Origin of the sequence: Roseibium album (genome assembly GCF_965233825.1) — a bacterium.
Taxonomy (GTDB): Bacteria; Pseudomonadota; Alphaproteobacteria; order Rhizobiales; family Stappiaceae; genus Roseibium; species Roseibium album.
The window spans coordinates 2,873,149-2,894,863 of the sequence record NZ_OZ247583.1 but is presented as its reverse complement, the minus strand read 5'-3'; the positions used below and the strand labels follow the sequence as shown (position 1 = coordinate 2,894,863).

Annotated in this window: 20 protein-coding genes; 3 read left to right on the top strand and 17 right to left on the bottom strand. The window is 56.4% G+C overall.

What is annotated here, in order from left to right:
• Positions 1 to 2: 2 nt before the first annotated feature.
• Positions 3 to 932, bottom strand: coding sequence for an ornithine carbamoyltransferase (gene argF / locus ACO6TI_RS13430; protein ID WP_055111460.1), 930 nt, complete (start codon positions 930 to 932; stop codon positions 3 to 5).
• On the bottom strand, positions 929 to 2,128 hold the full coding sequence (locus ACO6TI_RS13425; RefSeq protein WP_422385090.1) for an aspartate aminotransferase family protein: 1,200 nt from the start codon (positions 2,126 to 2,128) through the stop codon (positions 929 to 931). The genes argF and ACO6TI_RS13425 overlap by 4 nt, the downstream gene beginning before the upstream one ends.
• Before the next feature lie 530 nt (positions 2,129 to 2,658).
• Here ACO6TI_RS13425 and ACO6TI_RS13420 point away from each other — a divergent pair.
• The gene (locus ACO6TI_RS13420) at positions 2,659 to 3,195 is read left to right on the top strand and encodes a GcrA family cell cycle regulator (protein WP_104703431.1); all 537 of its coding nucleotides are present in this window, start codon (positions 2,659 to 2,661) and stop codon (positions 3,193 to 3,195) included.
• A gap of 81 nt (positions 3,196 to 3,276) precedes the next feature.
• On the opposite strand, the gene ACO6TI_RS13415 is transcribed toward ACO6TI_RS13420, so the two are convergent.
• From ACO6TI_RS13415 to ACO6TI_RS13380, 8 genes are all read right to left on the bottom strand, one after another.
• A complete protein-coding gene (locus tag ACO6TI_RS13415) occupies positions 3,277 to 3,897 on the bottom strand; it encodes a helix-turn-helix transcriptional regulator (protein ID WP_055111454.1) in 621 nt (206 codons plus the stop codon).
• A gap of 66 nt (positions 3,898 to 3,963) precedes the next feature.
• Positions 3,964 to 4,956 (bottom strand): N-alpha-acetyl diaminobutyric acid deacetylase DoeB, encoded by a 993-nt coding sequence (locus ACO6TI_RS13410; RefSeq protein ID WP_422385089.1) that lies wholly within the window; start codon positions 4,954 to 4,956, stop codon positions 3,964 to 3,966.
• Between the two features lie 76 nt (positions 4,957 to 5,032).
• Positions 5,033 to 6,160 carry an aminotransferase class I/II-fold pyridoxal phosphate-dependent enzyme gene (locus ACO6TI_RS13405; RefSeq protein ID WP_350185425.1) on the bottom strand — a complete coding sequence of 376 codons (1,128 nt, stop codon included), beginning with the start codon at positions 6,158 to 6,160 and terminating at the stop codon, positions 5,033 to 5,035.
• The gene (locus ACO6TI_RS13400) at positions 6,144 to 6,848 is read right to left on the bottom strand and encodes an ABC transporter permease (RefSeq protein WP_348316782.1); all 705 of its coding nucleotides are present in this window, start codon (positions 6,846 to 6,848) and stop codon (positions 6,144 to 6,146) included. The genes ACO6TI_RS13405 and ACO6TI_RS13400 overlap by 17 nt, the downstream gene beginning before the upstream one ends.
• On the bottom strand, positions 6,845 to 7,546 hold the full coding sequence (locus tag ACO6TI_RS13395) for an ABC transporter permease subunit (protein WP_196890960.1): 702 nt from the start codon (positions 7,544 to 7,546) through the stop codon (positions 6,845 to 6,847). The genes ACO6TI_RS13400 and ACO6TI_RS13395 overlap by 4 nt, the downstream gene beginning before the upstream one ends.
• 87 nt (positions 7,547 to 7,633) lie before the next feature.
• Entirely contained in the window at positions 7,634 to 8,410 is a 777-nt protein-coding gene (locus ACO6TI_RS13390) for a transporter substrate-binding domain-containing protein (protein ID WP_422385088.1), read from the bottom strand.
• 17 nt (positions 8,411 to 8,427) lie between these two features.
• Complete coding sequence (locus ACO6TI_RS13385; protein WP_350185423.1) at positions 8,428 to 9,192, bottom strand: amino acid ABC transporter ATP-binding protein; 765 nt, start codon at positions 9,190 to 9,192, stop codon at positions 8,428 to 8,430.
• Between the two features lie 56 nt (positions 9,193 to 9,248).
• A complete protein-coding gene (locus tag ACO6TI_RS13380) occupies positions 9,249 to 10,217 on the bottom strand; it encodes a hypothetical protein (RefSeq protein ID WP_055111442.1) in 969 nt (322 codons plus the stop codon).
• A 143-nt stretch (positions 10,218 to 10,360) separates the two neighbouring features.
• Between ACO6TI_RS13380 and ACO6TI_RS13375 the strand changes: the two genes are divergently transcribed.
• The gene (locus tag ACO6TI_RS13375) at positions 10,361 to 11,350 is read left to right on the top strand and encodes a threonine ammonia-lyase (protein WP_055111440.1); all 990 of its coding nucleotides are present in this window, start codon (positions 10,361 to 10,363) and stop codon (positions 11,348 to 11,350) included.
• A gap of 435 nt (positions 11,351 to 11,785) precedes the next feature.
• Positions 11,786 to 13,438: a vWA domain-containing protein gene (locus ACO6TI_RS13370; protein ID WP_422385087.1), complete on the top strand. Its 1,653-nt coding sequence runs from the start codon at positions 11,786 to 11,788 to the stop codon at positions 13,436 to 13,438.
• A gap of 89 nt (positions 13,439 to 13,527) precedes the next feature.
• Here the strand turns inward: ACO6TI_RS13370 and phoB are convergent, their stop codons facing one another.
• From phoB to ACO6TI_RS13335, 7 genes are all read right to left on the bottom strand, one after another.
• On the bottom strand, positions 13,528 to 14,226 hold the full coding sequence (phoB, locus tag ACO6TI_RS13365) for a phosphate regulon transcriptional regulator PhoB (protein WP_029063894.1): 699 nt from the start codon (positions 14,224 to 14,226) through the stop codon (positions 13,528 to 13,530).
• A gap of 69 nt (positions 14,227 to 14,295) precedes the next feature.
• Complete coding sequence (gene phoU, locus ACO6TI_RS13360) at positions 14,296 to 14,994, bottom strand: phosphate signaling complex protein PhoU (protein ID WP_055111436.1); 699 nt, start codon at positions 14,992 to 14,994, stop codon at positions 14,296 to 14,298.
• 31 nt (positions 14,995 to 15,025) lie between these two features.
• A complete protein-coding gene (pstB, locus tag ACO6TI_RS13355) occupies positions 15,026 to 15,823 on the bottom strand; it encodes a phosphate ABC transporter ATP-binding protein PstB (RefSeq protein WP_104703439.1) in 798 nt (265 codons plus the stop codon).
• Between the two features lie 11 nt (positions 15,824 to 15,834).
• Positions 15,835 to 17,184 carry a phosphate ABC transporter permease PstA gene (gene pstA / locus ACO6TI_RS13350; protein ID WP_104703440.1) on the bottom strand — a complete coding sequence of 450 codons (1,350 nt, stop codon included), beginning with the start codon at positions 17,182 to 17,184 and terminating at the stop codon, positions 15,835 to 15,837.
• Positions 17,184 to 18,656: a phosphate ABC transporter permease subunit PstC gene (pstC, locus tag ACO6TI_RS13345; protein WP_104703441.1), complete on the bottom strand. Its 1,473-nt coding sequence runs from the start codon at positions 18,654 to 18,656 to the stop codon at positions 17,184 to 17,186. The genes pstA and pstC overlap by 1 nt, the downstream gene beginning before the upstream one ends.
• Positions 18,657 to 18,743: 87 nt before the next feature.
• Positions 18,744 to 19,781 carry a substrate-binding domain-containing protein gene (locus ACO6TI_RS13340; protein WP_104703442.1) on the bottom strand — a complete coding sequence of 346 codons (1,038 nt, stop codon included), beginning with the start codon at positions 19,779 to 19,781 and terminating at the stop codon, positions 18,744 to 18,746.
• A gap of 422 nt (positions 19,782 to 20,203) precedes the next feature.
• Entirely contained in the window at positions 20,204 to 21,385 is a 1,182-nt protein-coding gene (locus tag ACO6TI_RS13335; RefSeq protein ID WP_209012184.1) for an ATP-binding protein, read from the bottom strand.
• Positions 21,386 to 21,715: the final 330 nt, after the last annotated feature.

Below are 21,715 nucleotides of genomic sequence, written 5' to 3'. Positions count from 1 at the left end.
CCTCAATCCCTGCCGAAACACCAGGCCAGAATGCCCTTCTGGGCATGGAGCCTGTTTTCGGCTTCATCAAACACCACAGAATTGGGACCGTCCATGACTTCGGAAGTCACTTCCTCGCCGCGATGTGCCGGCAGACAGTGCATGAACAGAGCTTCGCTGTTTGCTTCAGCCATGAGACGCTCGTTCACCTGATAGGCTCCCAGGAGATTGTGACGCGATTCCGCATCGTCGTCTCCCATGGATACCCAGCAATCCGTCACAACGCAGTCGGTTCCCTTGACCGCCTCATATGGGTCCGAGGTCACCTGAATGGAACCACCCTTGGCGCGTGCTGCTTCAATCAGTTCCTGCGGCGGTGCCAATTCCCCCGGTGTGGCGATGCGCAACTCGAAGTCGAGGCGAGGTGCTGCATGAACCCAGGATGCGAGCACATTGTTGCTGTCCCCGGTCCAGGCGACGCTCTTTCCACGGATCGATCCACGATGTTCTTCGAACGTCATCAGGTCGGCCATGATCTGGCAAGGATGCGAAATCTTGGTCAGGCCATTGATGACGGGAACGGTCGCGTGTTCTGCGAGCTCGTTCAATTCGTTGTGGTCCAGGATGCGGATCATGATGGCGTCGACAAAACGGGACAGGACCCGTGCGGTGTCCGCAATGGTTTCGCCACGGCCAAGCTGCATCTCCGTACCCGTCAGCATGAGCGTCTCGCCGCCGAGTTCACGCATGCCGACATCGAACGATATACGCGTACGTGTGGACGGTTGTTCGAAAATCATGGCCAGCACCTTGCCGGCAAGCGGTCCCTCGCCCCGGCGGACACCATCGCGGGATGCCTTTATCTTTCGGGCGATATCCAGAATGCCGCGAAGGTCGTCACCTTCGAAATCGGTGAGATCCAGAAAATTTCTATAAGCTCCGTTCGCGGTCATTCGGCCGCTCCTTCCACAAGCTTTGCTTCAACCGCCTGGGCAGCCTGTTCAAGGCGCTCCACCGCGGCCGCGATTTCGTCTTCGGTCATTGTAAGTGGCGGCATGATGCGCACGGTATTGTCACCGGCCGGCACCGCGAGAAGCCCGGCATCGCGTGCCGCGGCGACATAGTCTCCCGCCGGCACGACGCACTTCAACCCCATCATCAGACCTGACCCGCGGACAAGCTCAAGGACCTTGGGATGGCTGTCGACAAGGCCCGCAAGCTTCTGCTTGAAATTCAGCCCTTTTTTCTGCACGTCCTGCAAAAAGCCGTCTGCCAGGATGACATCGAGCACCGCGTTACCAACCGCCATTGCAAGCGGATTGCCGCCAAATGTCGTTCCGTGCGTTCCCGGTGCAAGAGCCGCCGCGGTTTCCGCGGTCGCCAGACAGGCCCCGACCGGGAATCCTCCGCCGATCCCCTTCGCCACAGCCATCAGGTCCGGAGCGACACCGGACCATTCATAGGCAAACAGCTTGCCTGTGCGTCCGACACCAGTCTGGATTTCATCAAATATGAGCAGCAAACCATTGTCGTCGCACAACTGGCGCAGCGCACGCAGAAACTCAGGCTGCATCTCCTTGATGCCGCCCTCACCCTGAATGGGTTCGATCGCGATCGCAGCCGTCTGCGGACCGATCACCGCTTTCAAAGCCTCCAGGTCGCCCGACGGCACCTGGTCGAAACCTGGTGCTTTCGGGCCGAAACCTTCCATGTATTTGGCCTGGCCACCTGCCGCGATAGTCCCGAGCGTACGACCGTGAAAGGCCCCCTCGAATGTTATAATATGGAACCTGTCCGGCTGACCGTTGTCATACTGGTAGCGACGCGCGCACTTGATGGCGGCTTCCATCGCCTCGGCGCCGGAATTCACGAAAAGCACCTTGTCTGCAAAGGTGTTGTCGACCAGTCGCTGTGCCAGGCGTTCACCTTCCGGCATCTGATGCAGGTTGGAAATGTGCCAGAGTTTCGCTGCCTGCTCCTGCAACGCCTTTACAAGATGGGGATGACTGTGCCCGCAGGAATTCACTGCAATGCCGGAACCGCAATCGAGAAATCGTCGGCCGTCCTTGGTAACAAGCCAGACACCTTCCCCGTGATCGAAACTCAGGTTCGATCTTGCGTAATTTCCGAAAAGCGCAGTCGCGGACATAACCTCTTTCAACTCCCTAGAGCAGTCTGCATTCGTTGCAATGCGAACCAGATGCTTCCAACGTTGTGACAATGACCAGTCATGAATGTCATCAATTTCGACCTGAACATTCACTGGTCCGGAACAGCTCGTCCACCCGGTGAAATTTCCATCTCATGCCGGCATGTCTCACAGGTGCAGATGAGCCAAAAACGCAACGTGCCGCCCCGATGAGGCGGCACGCAGCGGAAACCTTATACACCGTCAGCACCGTTATCTGTCAATGGTACTGCTGCACCGGGGCTTCCAATCGGGAATTCATAAATTTCTCGAAGGCCTTACCATAACTGGGGAAAAGTCGTTTCTTCCCCAACTGGTTTGGGTGAAGCGGTTGCCTGACAAATTAACGTTATTGTAACCTCTGCTCCATCAAACACGATATCTCGTGAGGCAAATCAATCAGAGGCACTAGATATGCCATCGCTGGGCATGCATATGCATGCTTAACACGGGGTTAATGGCTGCAAAAGCCAAGCTGAAGGGTGCGGGCAATGAGTTGGACGAACGAACGGGTTGAACTGCTCAAGAAACTTTGGAGCGACGGCCTGAGTGCAAGCCAGATTGCAGGTGAACTTGGTGGTGTGACCCGGAATGCCGTGATCGGCAAGGTTCACCGGCTCGGACTTTCCGGACGTGCGAAAACGTCCAATTCAAGTGCCAAACCTCGTCGCCCCCGGACCTCCACGGCTTCACCGGGCAGTTCGCCAAAGAGGGCTCCGCAGCAACCACAGTCAATCGGCGCGACCGCTCTGAAGGCAGATATCGATCAGGCACCGGTCGTTGCGGTCAAACCCAATCTGGAGCGCCTTCCTGAACTCGTTGTTCCAATCTCCCAGCGCGCTTCCATTCTCACGCTGACTGAGCGGACGTGCAAATGGCCGATCGGAGATCCCGCAACCGACGACTTCTATTTCTGTGGCCGTCAGTCCGATGCGGGCGTTCCCTATTGCGCGCATCACTGCAAGATTGCCTATCAACCCGTCGCGGACCGGCGGCGCGAACGCAAGTCCATCGCCCGGGCATCCTGATCAGCTAATCAAAACGAAAATGCCCGCCTCGATGGCGGGTTTTTCATGTCTTGCGAACTCGCAATCGAAATTCAGATCAACCTAACGGATCACCTTGATATCGTTGTAAATCGTCGCGCGGCTGACATTGAGGACACGCGCAACATAAGAAGCTGCATGCTTTTCGCGCAAGCCGTCCGTGCGAACAATCTCACCAAGCAATTCAAGGCGATCTTCCTTCGCCAGGGCGTCAACGTTCTTGTTCTTGTCGCGACACCAATCGACGATGAACCTGTTCATCTTCTCATGCCAATCGTTCTTGAACAGGGCGTCCGGCTCTCCGGTGCTTACCGGCGCACCGATCAGGGCCGTGATCGCATTTTGGGCCGCCATGATATCGGACAGGTCATAATTAAAACATGTCAAGGCAAAGGGCTTGCCGTCATCGCCTCTCAAGACAGCACTTATGGTGCGCACAACGCGGCCATCCCAGTTGACGCGCTCATGCGGGCCGATGACGTCCCGGTCATCATCTTCTCGAAAATCCAGTTCGGAGAGATAGGACGGATCACCTATCTGCCGCTTCGAATAGGGATTGCAGATATAAGCTACCGTTTCGGTTGCCAGCGAGTGGATGACGATCTCGACATTCGACCCCAGCAGTTTCGACAGCGCTTCCGCGATCGGAACTGCGGTGCGTTCCACCAATGCGTCCTGGCTCATTCAATGCCTCTGAAAACACAGTAATTTTGCAATATTCTTATCCCAGCCTTGCCTGCAGGCAAAGTGTCAGTCAACCGGATGGCCGATGACACTTATGCAATCGCCCCGGCGGACAAGCCCCTGACCTGCTGTACAGAACAGAAATCCGGTGGTTCGCGCCTTCACCGCCACAGGCGCAGTCTCGGCCCTGTCGACCAGATGAAGTCTGCCGACGGCATCACCTTCCCGAACGCGATCTCCCAGTCCGGCTAGAGGCTCGAAAATGCCCGCATCGTCGGCGTATACATAGTGATGAAAACCGTCGACGAGCACCGTTTTTGAACACTGCGTTGTATCGCAGTTGTCCGGGCTCGCCATCAGCCCCATGTGCCGCATCACACCGTCAATACCCTTTCGTGTCACAAGCAGTGTCTCTTGCGACAGCGTTCCCGACCCGCCGAGTTCTGTGGCCAATATCCGTTTGCCCTGCCGTTCCACCTCGGTATCGATCATAGTTTCCACCTGCGGCTCTCGCAGGATGACCGTGAGCGGGGCATCAAACGCTGCAGCAAGTGCACGGATTTCACCGGTCGCGGTTTCCGTAGTCTGCATCGGCACAATTGTTGACGGCAGGAACCTGAGCGATCGGCCACCTGAATGCAGATCGAGCACCACGTCAGCCCTGGAAATCAATTCACGGCTCACGAAGTCAGCAATGCGTTCCGTTGCCGAGCCGCGCGGGTTTCCCGGAAAGGCCCTGTTCATGTTGCCGCCATCGAGTGGCGACAACCGCGACCCGTTCATCACAGCAGGTAGATTCAATGCCGGAACGATTATGACTTGTCCGTGGATATTCGCCGCATCGATCCCGCCATTGGCAAGGTTCGACAAGACGACAGGTGCTTCGAATTCGTCTCCGTGCGCGCCCCCGAGCAACAGGAGAGACGGGCCTTGCCCGTTCTTGAAACTGTAAATCGGCACACGCTGGTTGGACCAGGCACTCAGATCCAGCGAAACGGGAACATCGATGTAACCTTTTTGAACGCCGTCCTTGTCCAGGTCGAGGGAAGTGGTCAGCATGAGTGGATCCGTGTTTCAGAAATTTCACAGGAGCGTCGCACCGAAAATCGCGCGGCCTGCCGCCGTTCCGATTGGTTCAAGCGGACTTCAGTACGTCCTCGACCACCAGGTTAAGCCGCCGGAGCCCCTCCTTGAGATGCGCCTCGGGCAATGCGGAGCTGAACCTGAAATGGTTTTCGACGTGGAAGCGGCTGCCGGGAATGACAAGCACATCCTGTTCGCGCACAAGCCGCATGGCCAATGTTTCTGAATCGATCGGGAGATTGAAACGCACAAAGGACATTGCCGACGCATGCGGCGGTGCCACAGTGAAGGTGTTGTGATGAACCGCCAGAGCCTCGGTCAGTGTTTCAAAGCCGGTCCTGATCAAACGGCGCGCCCGCTCGACGAGCGCAGTGCGCGCGGGTTCCGCAAGAGCTGCTTCAGCCAGCTTCATGGAAACAGTGCTTGTGGCAACCGAAGCATATTCGTGCCGACGCCAGCAAGCCGTGATTGCATCGGCCGGACCAACCAGCCAGCCCAGACGCAAGCCGGGCAAGCCATAGGCCTTGCTGGTCGAGTTGAGCACCATTACCTTGTCATATGCTCCCCAGAAACTGGGGGTCGCCTCGTCGGTGTCCCGCTCGGTCCCGATATAGACTTCATCCGCGACGATCCATGCTCCCACGCTGGCGGCAGCGGCAATGATACCCTCGCGCTCACGATTGCTCAAAACACGACCTGTCGGATTATTCGGATTGATGACATGAATCAGCTTGGTCGTCGGGCCCACAGCTGCCATGACGGCTTCGGGGTCTATCGCCCAGCCGTTGTCGGCTTCCATGTCGACATAGCGCACATCCACACCCCGGTTCCGCGCGTCACCGGTCAACTGTTCATAGATGGGCCTGAAGGCAACCATACTGTCGCCCGGTTGAAGCAACGTATTGGCAATCAGCGTGTTGGCTTCAGTGGCACCAACAGTCACAAGAACGTTGTCGGCATTGGTTCCCGGATACATTGCCGAGATCTTCTCTCGAAGAAACGTACTTCCGTTCACTTGCGGATAGTCGAGCATCGTGTTCCACAAAACATCCGGGTCCAGACCGACCAGGTCGACCAGCTCCCGGAGTGTCATGGGATGAACGCCACTTTCCGAGTAGTTGTACTTTACGCCATGCTCCAGCTCAGAAAGAAACTGTTCAACGTCAAACGGGTGAAACATTGGTTTTCCTCTCTCGTTCCCATGCAAGGCGCTTTTCAATCGCCGAATAGGACAGTGTCAGAGCCATTGCCAGCAAGAGGTAAATTCCTCCTGCCGCAATGAAGGATTCAAAGGGGGCAAAGTGCAGCGCCGACAGTTTGCGGGCGATCCCGGTGAGATCCATGATCGAAATGGTGCTCGCCAGTGCCGTGCCCTTGAGCATGAGGATGGTCTCGTTGCTGTACGACGGCAGGGCGAAACGCACTGCCTGTGGCCCCAGAACCAGCCGCGCGATCTGCAGCCGGGAAAAGCCATATGCTTCTGCGGCTTCGATCTGTCCGCGCTCAACGCCGATAATGCCTCCCCGCATGATTTCGGAGGTAAAGGCGGCCGAGTTCAATCCAAGCGCCAAAACCGCACAGAACCAGGCTTCCCTGAGCAATGGCCAGGCAAAACTGTCGCGAACGACTTCGAATTGCCCCAGGCCATAGTAAATCGCGAAAAGTTGGACCAGGAGCGGTGTGCCTCGGAAGAACAGAACATAAAAGTCTGCGGCCTGGGCAATGACAGGTGCGCGACGCATTCTTGCCCAGCACAACAGTGCTCCCAGGACAAGTCCAATGGCCAGGCTGCAGACCAGAATGCTCAACGTAACGGGCAAACCAGCCACCAATTGCGGAACAAAGGAGAGCAGAAGATCCCAATTCATGCGCTTGCTTCCTTGAGCGCAAACCGGGCTTCAGCTCGTTTGAACAGCCGTTCAGAGAGAAAGGACACACACAGATAGATCAGCGCTGCCACGGCATAAAATGTAAAGGGCCGGTGAGTGGCACCGGCCGCGACACTTGCCTGGCGCATCAATTCCGCAACGGCTGTCATCGATACAAGAGCCGTGTCCTTCAACATGACAAGCCAGATGTTTCCCATCGCCGGCAAGGCGACCCGCAGCAATTGGGGAAGCTCAATCAGGGTGAAGCGTTTGACAGGCCCGAAACCGTAGGCATCAGCTGCTTCCAGCTGACCCTTTGGAATACTGCTGGCTGCTCCGCGAAAGGCTTCGGCAGCATAGGCGGTCGCAATCACGGCGAGGGCAAACACACCGAGTGCAAATCCGCTCAGGTTGATACGCTGGGTGTATCCCAGACTGGATGCCACGGACTGAATGACAGTGCCTGTTCCGAAGAAAAAGAGATATAGGACAAGGAGTTCCGGGACGCCGCGAAAAACCGTAACGTAACTGACCGTGATATAGCGGGCCATGGTTCCCCGGCGTCGGAAAAGCATGAGAAGCAGACCGCAGACCAGCCCCACCCCAAATGCGAGAACTGCAAGCGCCATGGTGGTTGCGAGGCCCGACAACAGCTCGTCGCCCCACCCGGATTTGCCAAATGACAGCAGCTCAAGCATTCCCTGCGACCCTTGTTTTCTTGAAGAGGCATCCGCGGGATCGTGCGTTGCCTCTTCGATACTTGAGATCCGAAATCTTGCCGGAACTTAGGGCGTAACGTCGTAGCCGAACCACTTGTCCGAGGCTTTGGTGATCGTGCCGTCGGCCAGGAGTTCGGTAATCGCCTCGTCTATCCTGGCCTTCAGTTCGGCATTGCCCTTGCCGATCCCCAATCCGATCCCGTCACCGAGTTGCGGATACTCCGCATAGGTCATCAACGGACCGAACATGGTCAAATTTGCGTCCTTGTCGGCGCCACCGAATTCATCCCAGGCTGAAACTTCCATCACGGCGGCGTCAATCCGGCCGGTCTTCAGGTCTGCGATGATCTGATCCGCCTGCTGATAGGTCTTGACGTTGGCGGTCGGGAAATGTTCGGCAACCACCCGCTCGAAAATGCTCGACCCCTGCACGCCGACCGCCTTGCCGTCGATCGCGGCCTGCAGGCCGGATTTGTCCGAAATCTCGCCAAAGCTCTCGCCGAGCGTACCGAACGATGCCGGGGCCTGCGCATATGCGGTCGAAAAATCGATGCTGTTCTTCCGTTCCTCGGTGATGGATATCGCGGACATGATCAGATCGTACTGCCCGGCAACGAGTGCCGGCAAAAGCCCGTCATACGCCTGGTTGGTCCATTCGCATTCCATCTCGATCCTTGCGCAGATGGCATTGCCGACATCCAGATCGAAACCCAGCATTTCACCGGAAGAATTCACAGATTCCCAGGGCGGATAGTCAGCGCTTGTTGCAATTCGCAATGTCTCGGCGCCGGCAGGCAAAACCGCAAATGCGGAAAGCGCTGCCGCGATTACCAGTCTCTTCATTTCACTCCTCCTCCTAGTCACATTACGGACGCCAGAAACTGAGCGGCGCGCTCGGTTCTTGGTGCGTCAAAAACCTCTTCAGGCGTCCCGCTTTCCGCAACCCGCCCCTGATCGAGGAAAATCACCCGGTCGGAAACATTGCGAGCAAAACCCATTTCGTGTGTCACCATCAGCATCGTGTTGCCTGCGGCGGCCAGTTCCTCGATGACCTTCAGAACTTCTCCGACCAGTTCCGGATCAAGAGCGGATGTCGGTTCGTCGAACAGCAGCGCGCGTGGCTCCATCGCCAGCGCACGCGCGATCGCTGCACGCTGTTGCTGGCCGCCGGACAACTGATGCGGATAAAAGTGCATTCGTTCACCGAGGCCGACACGCACCAACAGGTCGTGTGCACGCTCATTCGCTTCGGCGCGGGGCTTACCCAGCACATGGATCGGAGCGATCGCCACATTGTCGCGGACACTCATGTGCCGCCACAGATTGAAACTCTGAAACACCATGGGCAAGGCCGTTCGCAGAGCCCGCACTTCCTTCGTTACCTTCAGACCGTGGGCATTGCTGGAATATGCGACAGGACTGCCGTCCAGGGATATCGCCCCCCCATCAGGCACCTCCAGCAAATTCAGGCATCGTAGGAACGTGCTCTTGCCCGAACCCGAGGAGCCAATAATCGTGATCACCTGACCCTCATCGGCCGCAAGCGAGATGTCGTGGAGAACGCGCAGCGAACCGAATGATTTGCTAAGGTTTTGAACCGACAAACGCGTTGTTGCAGCTGACATTTCGTAGTTACCCGTATCGTTTTGATGCGCGAGGGCCAGACCCGAAAAAAACCTGTTCAATGGTTTTGCAGTTCCGCCTGTTTCAGCTTGCGCCACACGGACCTTGCGATGGCTGCATCCTGAACAGCGACCCCGGTGAGATCGACTATCGTGATATCTTCCTCCGCCCGGTCGAGCCCCCCCTCAAGCAGCACTTCGCCAAGAAGGGTCAACCGGCTCCTGGAAATGTCGCCGGTCTTCAAAGCGTTGGCGGTTTCGCCGTGCTCGGTGCATTGATCCAGGGAATCGACAACCACGTGTGATGCTTTTGAAAACAGCGCCGGTTCCAGCTCCTGCTTGCCGGGTGAATCCGCACCCATCGCCACGATATGCGTACCCGGCCTGACAGCAGGGGACTTGACGATCGCTTCGCGGGACGCGGTCGTCGTGACAATCACCTCAGAAATCGCGCAGAGCGCCTCAACGGTATCCGCTTGCGAAACGCTGACATCACTCATCTCCGCCTTCAGGTCTTCGACCACGGCAGAGACCTTGTCCGGCGAACGCCCCCAGACGACAACCCGGCTGAATCCCAATTGCCTGCAGATCAGCATCGCCTGCAAACGTGACTGAATGCCAGTGCCGATAACTCCAAGCGTTGTCGACCCTCGCCGGGCCCCGACACGGACCGCAATGACACCCGCCAGAGCCGTGCGCAGGTCCGTGAGCGCGCCCTCGTCCAGAAGGATCGCCAGCGGCATTCCCGTTGCTGCGGAGACAACCGCCATGAAGCCATTGCTGGAAGACAGACCCAGTTCCTGATTTCCGTAAAATCCGGTTGCCAGCTTGACGGTGAAAACCTCGTCATCCCCCAGATGCGCGCATTTTATATGGCACTCGCCATCAGCCTTGGGAAAGGCGAGATGGGTTACCGGCGCGACCTGGGCCTCCCCTCGCGCAAAGGTTCTGAAAGCTTCTTCGATTTCCGCAAGCGCGGCGCATTCGTCGATCTGCGCCAGAATTTCCTGCTTGTTTACCAGCCGCATCTGTCTCTCTCTGCCAGAACGCCACGAGCCGACGCCCCGGATTTGGCTGGCTCGTATCGAATTTCTAGACAAATTGTCTAATTTAGATTATTTTGTCAATACTCAATCTGCAATGGTTTCAGAGACAGGAGAAACGGGAAAACATGGTGGAGCTGGAAGACATCCATGCCGCACAGAACCGCATTGCGGACTTTGTTCGGCCGACGCCCTTGCGCAAGTCGCATGGACTGTCGAGGGATTTGAACGCCCCGATCTGGCTCAAGATGGAAACGATGCACGATACGGGCGCATTCAAACTGCGCGGTGCGGCAAACAGATTGCTCACGCTGGATGGCCAACAGAAATCGCGCGGTGTCATCACCGTTTCGAGCGGCAATCACGGTCGGGCCGTCGCCTATATGTCCAGGCTATTGAACATCCGCGCTGTTGTTTGCGTCACCAACATCGTTCCACCGGAAAAAGTAAAGGGACTTCACGACTTCGGAGCCGAGGTGATCGTGTTCGGCGAGAACCAGGATGAAGCGGATGCTGAAGCGCGTCGCATTGCGGATCGGGACAATCTCGTCTTCATCTCTCCGTTCGACGATCCGCATGTGATAGCTGGCCAGGGAACGATCGGCCTGGAACTGCTGGCAGACCGGCCTGATCTTGAAATCGTCTTCATTCAGCTCAGCGGCGGCGGCTTGATGTCCGGTGTGGCCAAAGCACTCAAAAGCCTGAAACCGGAAATCAGAATTGTCGGTGTTTCCCTGGAACACGGTGCGGCGATGATGGAAAGCATCAAGGCGGGCCGGATTGTCGAAGTCGATGAAAAACCGTCGATAGCCGATGCTCTTCCCGGCCCGATTCCGACCGATAATCAATACACATTTTCCATGTGCCGCGAACTCGTTGACGAATTTGTACAAGTCCGGGAACGAGAGATCGTGGACGCAATGAGATACGCGCTTACGCATGAGAAGTGCCTGATTGAAGGTGGAGCCGCGGCCGGGATCGCGGCCCTTCGCAAGTGCGTCGACACGCTCGATGGCAGAACGGCAGCAACGCTGTTGACCGGTAACAACATCAGCCTGGACCGGGCCCTCAAGGCCATGGACCTCGACCCGGAGTCAGAGCCTGAGCCTGCCTGCTGACGACATCAATTTTCCCAGACGGGGACCGCGCTCCAGCGTGAGTACAATCACCGCGCCGGAACCGATTGCGTCAGCTTGGTATCATGCCGACCGATACCAACGCCAATGCACTCGGACGGCCTTTCAGTGCACGCCAACTATTCTTGCTTCGACACAGCAAGTGAATATGCGCTCCACCCGGTCGGTCAAGAGCAGATCCATCAGATTTAAAAGCCTGCCAAACAGTCGCTCTTTTTTGTTTGTTTACCTTACTTAGCGATACCTTCAAGATATTCCCGTAGATATACGGAATTGTGACCAATATTACAGATAAACTTCCGTTCTCTTCTAACCTGAGGCCGATCGAGAGAAAGTTCAAGTAACTATTTCGCAACTCTCTCTCTAAATGACTGGTTGATAGACCTTCCAGCCAACTACGAATTTTAGAGGAATCGGATGAAAAGCCTTAAGATACTTACAGCATCTACTGCTCTCGCATTCGGCTTGACCACTGGTACGCCAGTCCTGGCTGATCCGTCTTCCATGTTTATCCTTGACGCTTCCGGGTCTATGTGGGGACGTCTTGATGACGGCCGCCCCAAGATTTCCGTCGCGCGGGAAGTCTTGAGCAGCGTTACCTCGAAGCTTCCGGTTTCGGTAAATGCAGGACTGATTGCTTACGGGCACAGACGCAAGGGAGACTGCTCCGACATCGAGCTGGTTCATCCCATTTCCGCCGCGGGAGGGGCGGCGATCGGCGGCAAGCTCAATTCTTTGTCTCCGCGCGGAAAGACCCCGATTACGGAAGCCTTGCGCCTTGCCGCAGAAAAGCTGACGGGACAGGAAGACGACAGGACCATTGTTCTGGTCAGCGACGGAATTGAAACCTGCGAGGGCGATCCGTGCGCTCTGGCCGAAGCATTGCAAAAATCCGATGCCGGCCTCAAGATCCATGTTGTCGGATATGGTGTGGACGCAGACGCACAGAAGCAGTTGCAATGCGTGGCTGAAAAGGGCGGCGGCGCCTACTTCCCGGCCAACGACACATCAGGTCTTGTCGAGGCACTTTCACAAGTTACGGAAAGCATCGCCACACAGGAGACCATCGTTGTTGAGGCACCGGAAGTCACCGAGGCAGCCGACACAATTCAGTTGCAGATTGCAGGTCCCGGCACGATCCAGCTGAAGCTCGCCGACTGGGTGAAAATGCCGAAGTACTGGAAGATAACGAACCCGGAAACAGCCGACGAGATTGCAAAGGTCACAGAAGACAGCGTCTCGGCGATGCCCGGTGCCTATCAGCTGGTCTGGAGACATCTTGAACACGGTGCCCAGGAAGTGACACTTCCCGAGGTGGTCTCAGTGTCATCCGGACAGACGACCGAGGTAGCAATCGATACCGGCCTTCAGCTCGTGCCACCCACTGGCGAGGACAAGCCCTATTACTGGCAATTGCTCACCAATGACAGCGATCTTGAGAACAGTTTCCGCAAACGGGAACCTGCTGCCTGGTACTGGGTCTGGGACGCTGTTCCGGTTCCTCCTGGCGACTACACTCTGATCGTGCGCCAAAGTGAGCATGACCATGCGGAAGTCAATCTGGGTCGGATTTCGCTGGACAAGGGTAAGCTCACTCAGATTGCGCTTGACCAGGGGCTGAACCTTAGCTGGAACGCGGACTGGGACCAGATTTATTATCTCAAAGTCACGGATGCGGCCGGCAACGAAACCAAGTTCGACGGACAGGGCCCGATTTTTCTGGCGCCGGGCACTTATGATCTGGCGCTCAGGTTGACCGAGCACAATCACAGCGAAGCCGATTTCGGAACAATAACCGTATCCGAAAAAGGCTTTGTCGACGCCAAACTGACCTCCGGTATCAAGTTCGACACCCAGATCCCGGGTGAAATCAAGGTGACAGCCAAGAACCTGGATTCGGGCAAGGAAGCCAGCATCAGCTGGAGCGGTTCATCCAGCAACCGCTGGCCACCGATGCCCCTGGGAGCCGGACGCTACCAGATCGACATGCAGATCAAGGGCTCGGCACCAATGACGATCGTCCCCGAGGTAACCATCAAACCCGGTCAGTTCATCACGGCGAAGATGTGAGACATCGAACCGGTCTTAAAAAAAGCCCGCCATTCGGCGGGCTTTTTCATTATTGGAGCTTCGCCCGAAGGGGCCTGTCCTGGAACGGATCAGCCGGCGACCGAGAACTGGTCATTGAAGGCGTAACCGGCACCGCGGACCGTGCGGATCGGATCCTTGGCCTTGCCCTTGTTGAGCGCCTTGCGCAGGCGCCCGACATGAACATCGACCGTGCGTTCATCAACATAGACGTCATGACCCCAGACACCGTCGAGAAGTTGTTCCCGGGAGAAAACGCGGCCGGGCGATGTCATGAGAAACTCCAGAAGCCTGAATTCGGTCGGTCCCAGATGGACTTCCCTGGTATTCCGGCGCACACGGTGAGTTTCGCGGTCCAGTTCAATGTCCCCGGACCGGAGCATGGTCGAAACGACTTCCGGACTCGCCCGGCGCAGAATGGCCCTGACACGCGCCATCAATTCCGGGACGGAGAAAGGTTTAACGACATAGTCGTCTGCGCCCGTGGACAGGCCCCGGATCCGTTCTGCCTCCTCGCCGCGTGCCGTCAGCATGATAACCGGGAGGCGCTCGGTGTCTTCGCGGGCGCGCAAGCGCCGGCAAAGTTCGATTCCCGACAATCCCGGCAGCATCCAGTCAAGCAGCAGAAGATCCGGCTGGCTTTCACGCAGGCGGATTTCCGCTTCGTCCCCGCGAATGCAGGATTCCACCTGATATCCCTCTGCTTCCAAATTGTATCTCAAAAGAAGGCTGAGCGGTTCCTCGTCTTCAACGATAAGCACCTTCGGCATTCATTCTCGCTCCGATATTGTCGGCCGGCAAAAGGACGCCGGCCGGGTATTTCCCGCTAATTCCGACGGCTAAACGGCACCGGTTGTTTCATCGAGTTTTGCGCGGTCTTCAGGAAGGCGGTCACCCGTGACCATGTAGTAGACGTTCTCGGCGATATTGGTTGCATGGTCGCCAATGCGCTCGATGTTCTTGGCGCAGAAAAGCAGGTGCACGCACTGGGTGATGACCCGCGGATCTTCCATCATGTAGGTGAGCAACTCGCGGAACAGGGAGGTATAGATGGCATCGACTTCTGCATCCGCTTCCTGTACCCGCCGGGCTGCCTCGGCGTCGCGGCGCGTATAGGCATCGAGGACCTGTTTCAACTGACCCAATGCGAGCTCGGTCATGTGCTCGACACCAATGGCAAGTTTTTTTGATTTCAGATTGCTGTCGATGGCAATGGCGCGCTTTGCGACGTTCTTGGCAAGGTCGCCGACACGTTCCAGATCGTTCGCAATACGGCTGGCAGCGGTGATTTCACGTAGGTCCTGCCCCATGGGCTGGCGAAGTGCGATCATCTCGATGAGTTTCATCTCGACCTCCTGATGAAGGGCATCGAGACGTTCGTCGTTCTCAATCGTCGATTTCGCCAGCTCGTGATCCTGTGTGACGAGTGCGGACACCGCGTCGGCAAACGCGCGCTCCGCCAGGCCACCCATCTCGGCGACTTTTCCGGCCATTGCCGTCAGTTCTTCGTCATATGCCGAGACTGTATGTTCAGACATCCTGTGTCCCCTTCAGATTTCGGTAATTCGATTAGCCGAAGCGGCCGGTGATATAGTCCTGCGTACGCTTGTCTTTCGGATTGGTGAAGATGTCCTGCGTTGAACCTTCCTCGACCAGAATTCCAAGGTGGAAAAATGCCGTACGCTGCGAAACACGGGCCGCCTGCTGCATGGAATGTGTCACGATAACGATGGTGAAATTCTCGCGCAATTCGTCGATCAGTTCTTCGACTTTAGCCGTTGCGATCGGGTCAAGTGCCGAACACGGCTCGTCCATCAGGATCACTTCCGGACTGACGGCAATCGCTCGCGCAATACACAGACGCTGCTGCTGACCTCCGGACATCCCGGTACCGGGCTCATCCAGACGGTTCTTCACCTCTTCCCAAAGACCGGCTTTTTGAAGACTGGACGAGACAATATCGTCGAGCTCCGCCTTGTTCCGGGCAAGACCGTGGATCCGTGGGCCATAAGCGATGTTGTCGTAGATGGATTTCGGGAAAGGGTTTGGCTTCTGGAAAACCATTCCGACCTTGGCGCGCAACTGCACGGGGTCGACTTTCGGATCATAAATGTCTTCGCCGTCAATCCTGATCGAGCCTTCTACGCGGCATATGTCAATCGTGTCGTTCATCCGGTTGATCGTGCGCAGGAATGTCGACTTTCCGCAGCCGGACGGCCCGATGAACGATGTAACCGATCGCGGCTGAATTTCTATGTCGACGTCTTTAATGGCGTGCGTATCACCGTAGTAGACCTGCACCTTACTGGCGGAAATCTTGCTTTCGGTCATCTCAATCGCCTGTTCAATGTTCGCCATCTCGTTCATCAGATCGTTCCTTACCAGCGGCGCTCAAACCTGCGGCGCAGGATGATCGCGAGAATATTCATTGAGAGGAGGAAGATTAGGAGGACAACAATACCGCCCCATGCTTTTTCATAGAATGCAAAATCCGCTCGCGCCGCCCAGGTGTAAATCTGAGCGGGCATTGCCGAATTTGGATCAGTGAAGCCGGCAATCAGGCCTTCAGGGTAACCGCGTGCGACGAAGCCGACCATACCAATAAGAAGCAGCGGTGCTGTTTCGCCAAGTGCCTGTGCCAACCCGATGATCGTGCCTGTCAGAATTCCCGGCATCGCCAAGGGCAGCACATGATGGAAAATCGCCTGCATCTTGGATGCTCCGACACCCAGCGCAGCATCACGGATGCTCGGCGGAACCGCCTTGAGAGACGCTCTGGTCGAAATGATGATTGTCGGGAGCGTCATAAGCGTCAGAACAAGTCCGCCAACGATCGGAGCCGACTGCGGCAGATGCATGAACTGGATGAACACGGCCAGACCCAGAATGCCGAACACGATCGATGGAACAGCGGCCAAATTCGATATGTTCACTTCAATAAGGTCCGTAAACCTGTTTTGAGGTGCAAACTCTTCAAGATAGATTGACGTTGCCACACCGATCGGGAGCGACAGGAACAGCACGACCAGCATCATGAAGAACGACCCGACCACCGAGGCACCAATACCGGCAGCGCCCGGATTATCCACGCCGGAGTCGGCTCCAGTGATGAAATTCCAGTTGAACACCGTCTTGATAACGCCGGCATCAACCAGAATATCCACAAGGTCCAGGTCGGCTTTCTGCAGGAACCGGCTGTCTGTCATGTTCTCGCGAGTGACGCGGCCGTTCATGTAACCGTCAACTCTTGAAGACGCCGCGAGTTCGAAGCCCACGGTATCGCCAAGCTTGTCCTGATTGGCCGTGAAGTATGTCCTGATCGTGTTTCCAGGTTTGCCGACGATGCGCTCAATAGTAGCGGCATCAAAAGGGACACTGACACCGCTCTCCTGCAGCTGGCCCTGAAGCGCTCCGATAAAGATCTGCTCATAGGCCTTTGTCTTGAAGAGCTGGCCTTCGGCTTCGTCGAATTGCTCCTGCGTCAGACTGAACTCAACTTCAACAATCGTCCTTGAAAAGGCGGGAATGCCTTCACTGATAATCGTATATGCAAGAACCACCAGGAAAAACAGGCCGATTCCAATCGCAGCAACGCCATAGGCCTTGAACCTCTTTTCGGCGGCATTTCGCTTACGGGTCAGGTCATCAACTTCATAGAGCGACTTGGACTTGAAGGGCAGATCTGCCGGCATTTCGGCAACCTTGGGAGAAATCGTTGTATCGGTCATCAGTCATACTGCTCCCGGTATTTGCGCACGATGTAGAGCGCGAAAATGTTTAGGCCAAGAGTTACGATAAAAAGGGTCATGCCAAGGGCGAACGCCACAAGCGCGACTGGAGAAGCAAAATCCGCATCACCAGTCAGCTGACTGACAATCTTGGCTGTCACTGTGGTCATTGCTTCAAAAGGATTGAGGCTCAGCCGCGCTGCCGCCCCTGCTCCGAGAACCACAATCATGGTTTCACCAATGGCGCGCGAGGCCGCCAGCAGGATGGCTCCGACAATGCCCGGCAGGGCTGCCGGCAGCACGACCTTTTTGACCGTTTCCGATTTCGTTGCGCCGAGACCGTATGATCCGTCGCGCATAGCCTGCGGAACCGCGTTGATGATGTCGTCCGACAACGAACTCACGAACGGGATCAACATGATGCCCATGACCAGACCGGCTGTCATCACCGCCGTTCCGGCTTTCATGATACCGAAGCCATTGTCGCCGAACACCGACATGAGAAGCGGACCTACAGTCAGCAGAGCGAACAGGCCGTATACGATGGTCGGGATACCTGCAAGGATCTCCAGCAGCGGCTTTGCGACAGCGCGTACCTTGGGGCCCGCATATTCGGACAGGTAAATCGCGGCGAACAGCCCGATCGGTACAGCCACCGCAAGAGCCACAAACGAGATGTAGAATGTACCCCAAAGAAGCGGAATAATGCCGAGCTCGGAAGATCCGCCGCGACCGGAGAAGCTTGGGGACCATGTCAATCCGAAGAAGAAGTCAGCGGCAGGGTAAAGCTTGAAGAATTCTATGGTGTTGAACACGAGCGATAAAACGATACCGACGGTTGTCAGGATCGCTATGGACGCCGCCGCAATCAGAATTGCCTGCACGCCTTTTTCAACGGTGTTCCGCGCTCTGAACTGTGCATTGGTTTCCCTGAGAGCCCAAAGAGCGCCGACAATTGCAACCAGGATTACGGCAATTGTCATATAGAAATTGCCTGCAGCGGCCAGAACCCGATAGCGCTGCGCAGCACGCAAGACGGGCTGTGTGATGTCGGAAGTAACGATCTGGCCGGCTTCCTTGAGGCGCGCGGTGACGTCGTTGAAGTCTGCGCGGGCGTTGCGGGCGAAATCTTCCGTTATGACATCGGAGGCAACAGCATTATCGAGACCGCGCGCAGCACGGCGCACTTCAGCCAGGACGAGCCCGCGGGATGACCCTTCGCTGATCGCACTGTCCGGGATCATCGCCGAAATATCGCTGTTGACGTAAAACGGCTGCGCAAGCAGCCAGGCAATCAGGAGCAGAAAGGCGGGTACCGCAGCCTTCATTGCTACGTTCGCCCCGTAATAAGACGGAAGGGAGTGCAGCGCGGAACGCACTCCCCCGGCACTGGACATGGCTCGCGCCCGCCCGAGAACATACCCAACCACGGCTATGGCGAGTACGATCAAGATGAGCCAGAACAAGGACATTTGCTCCCCCGGGAAAGCTTTAAAAAGGTCCAAAAAGGAAAAAGGGGCGGCGGAATATGCCGCCCCGAATTTCGAGCAGGGACTCGATTACTTCATCGTTTCTTCGTTGGAAACGGAAGCCTGAGTGGCTGCCAGTTCCGGATCGGAAACCAGACCGTAAGTGGCAAGCGGGCCGTCTGCACCAGCAATTTCATCGGCGATGAAGAACTGGGCGTATTCCTTCAGGCCCGGGATAACGCCGATATGCGCCTTCTTGACGTAGAAGAACAGCGGACGGGAAACCGGATACTCGCCGGAAGCGATGCTCTCGGTCGTCGGCGCGATTCCGCCCATGGTGGCAACCTTAAGCTTGTCGGTGTTGTTCTCGTAGAACGCCAGGCCGAAGACGCCGATGCCATTCGGGTTGGAGTCGATGCGAGCGAGAGTTTCAGTGTAGTCGCCATCGATGTCAGTGGACTTGCCGTCTGCACGAACATCGATACAAGCGTCCTCAGCATCGTCTTCAGACATGCCACTGTCTATCATGGCCTGCAAGGCGCCAGTGGCTTCACAACCAACGGCCAGCACCTTTTCTTCGAACACTTCGCGGGTGCCGTGCTTGGTACCCGGGATGAATGCTGCGATTTCAACTGACGGAAGATCGGCATTGAAGTCGGCCCAGGTGTTGTTCGGGTTGTCGACGAGCTTGCCGTCTTTCAGAACTTTCGCGCCAAGAGCATTGAAGATGTCGGCCGGCTGAAAGGCTGTGAATGCGGGACCGGATTTCTGAGACGCGAAAACGATACCGTCGTAACCGATACGGACTTCGATGATGTCTTTGACGCCAGCTTCCGCACATGCCTTGATTTCTTTTTCACGGATCTTGCGGGAAGCATTTGCGACGTCGATAGTGTTTTCGCCAACACCTTCACAGAAGCGTTTCAGACCAGCGGAAGAACCGCCGGACTCGACAACCGGTGTCGGGAAATCGGTGTTTTCACCGAAAGCTTCAGCAACGATGGAAGCGTATGGCAGAACGGTGGAAGAACCGGCAACCTGAACCTGGTCGCGTGCCTGGGCCGCGCCGACGAATGCAGTGGAAGCAACAGCCAGGGCGGTTGCACTAACGAGGGTCGTAAATTTCACTTGACCGCTCCCTTTGAATGTCAAGGTTTGTAGATGATCGCCGAGCCCTAGAATGCTCGAGCGATGCCGGGAACCTAGGCCCCATGGATGAGAGTTCTATGACAGTTCTTTTTCAGTTTTGTGACAATTTAACTATCTGATAAATATAAGTATTTTTTGCTTTTTCCCTTTTACGCCGGAGATAGCGCAGCGCTTGCACCAGAATCGGCGAATGCCCCTTGCGCAGTCTAACTCGCCGATGACCTGACATTCCGGCGTCGCGTGGAAACAAGAATGCACGTGGCACGACAACAAGTGTCGTTCCCGATCTTCGCGCGAAGGACCGGAAGCGCGAGGTTTTTTTAGCTGTCGAGGCTCAAGGTGAGGACGTCAGCCCTCCCCGGCTCAATAGTCACAGAGGCAAACACAGGTTTTGAAACCCGTCAGGCGGATATTTTTTCGGCGGAACCATCCGTGTTTTCAAGGGCCGGGAGTTTTATCCTGAATTCCGCCCCCTCGCCGGGGTTGCTTTCCACTTCCATACGCGCACGGTGCCTGGTGAGAATGTGCTTTACGATTGCAAGTCCGAGACCAGTCCCCTTCAAGGCCCGGCTCGATTCAACGTCCACGCGATAGAATCGTTCCGTCAGTCTTGGAAGGTGTTCGCGTGGTATTCCCTCTCCGTAATCGCGAACGGAGAGAACCCAGTAGTCCGCGTCCTGATCAACGGATTGCTCGTACACGCGCACATCAACGACTTTGCCGGAGCTGCCGTATTTCAGGGCGTTTTCGATCAGGTTTTCGACCACCTGAATTAGTTCATCCCGATCGCCCTTCAACCTGACCGGAATGTCGGGCACATCGATGCGAATTTCGACCTCCAGGTCCCTTGCCAGCGGTGAGAGCGCGTCAGCCGTGTGACGGATAATCTCGGTGAGATCAACTACCGTAGCAGGGCGAACATGTGCTTTTAGCTCAATGCGGGACAGAGAAAGAATGTCGTCAATCAACCTGCGCATGCGCCCCGCCTGATCCAGCATGATCGACAAAAAGCGTTCCTGGGCTTCGGTATCGTTTCTGGCGGGACCCTGGAGGGTTTCGATAAATCCGGTCAGGGAGGCCAGAGGTGTGCGCAACTCATGGCTCGCATTCGCGACAAAGTCTGTCCGCATCCGCTCCAGACGACGGTTTTCCGTCAGATCCTGGATAACGACAAGAATGAAATCCGGGCGCTCTCGCAAGCGTTCCTGGTTGCCGGATCCAGGCATGTAAATCGGCGCGATATGAGCTTCGTACCAGGATTCCGTCGGTACTTTTTCTATCCAGCTTATGCGTTCTTCTCCACCTGTACTGCAGACACGATCAAACGCTTCGAGCAAAGAAGGCGCACGCAGGGAAAACGACAACGGGTCTCCCGGCTTTACCCCGTCATAGGTTGCCAGTGCCTGAGCGTTGACGTAACGCGTAATTCCGCGTCCGTCGGCAACGAAACACGGCGTTGGCAGCGCGTCCACCGTCACCTTCATTCCGGTTCCCGGCCACATCCGCCGCAACTCGCGCTGTGATTTCAACTTGACGCGTCGGCTCACGGACCGCCTTGGAACAAAGGCGGCAACCGCAGTCATGAGAAGGACTGCACCTGCTGCCGGCCAGAATGGGACACCAAAAACGACAACGGCGACGACCGCAGAACAGAATGCCGTCAGCAAAATCCATCTGGCTTCGCCGATCCTCGTAAATGGCGAGGCGGCAATTTGAGGCTCAGTGGCATCCTCTAATGATGATGGTGAAGACATGGATCTAAGCGTGAGTTTGGAAACCTGTGGGGTACACCACGTTTGGTTGACACTATTTCGACGCCTCAATAATTTGCAAGGTCGAAATAGGGCAACTCGCTGCTGGTGCCAGCCCAATTACCACACCAAGCATGTCAGGCAGGCGACAGACCATTTGAT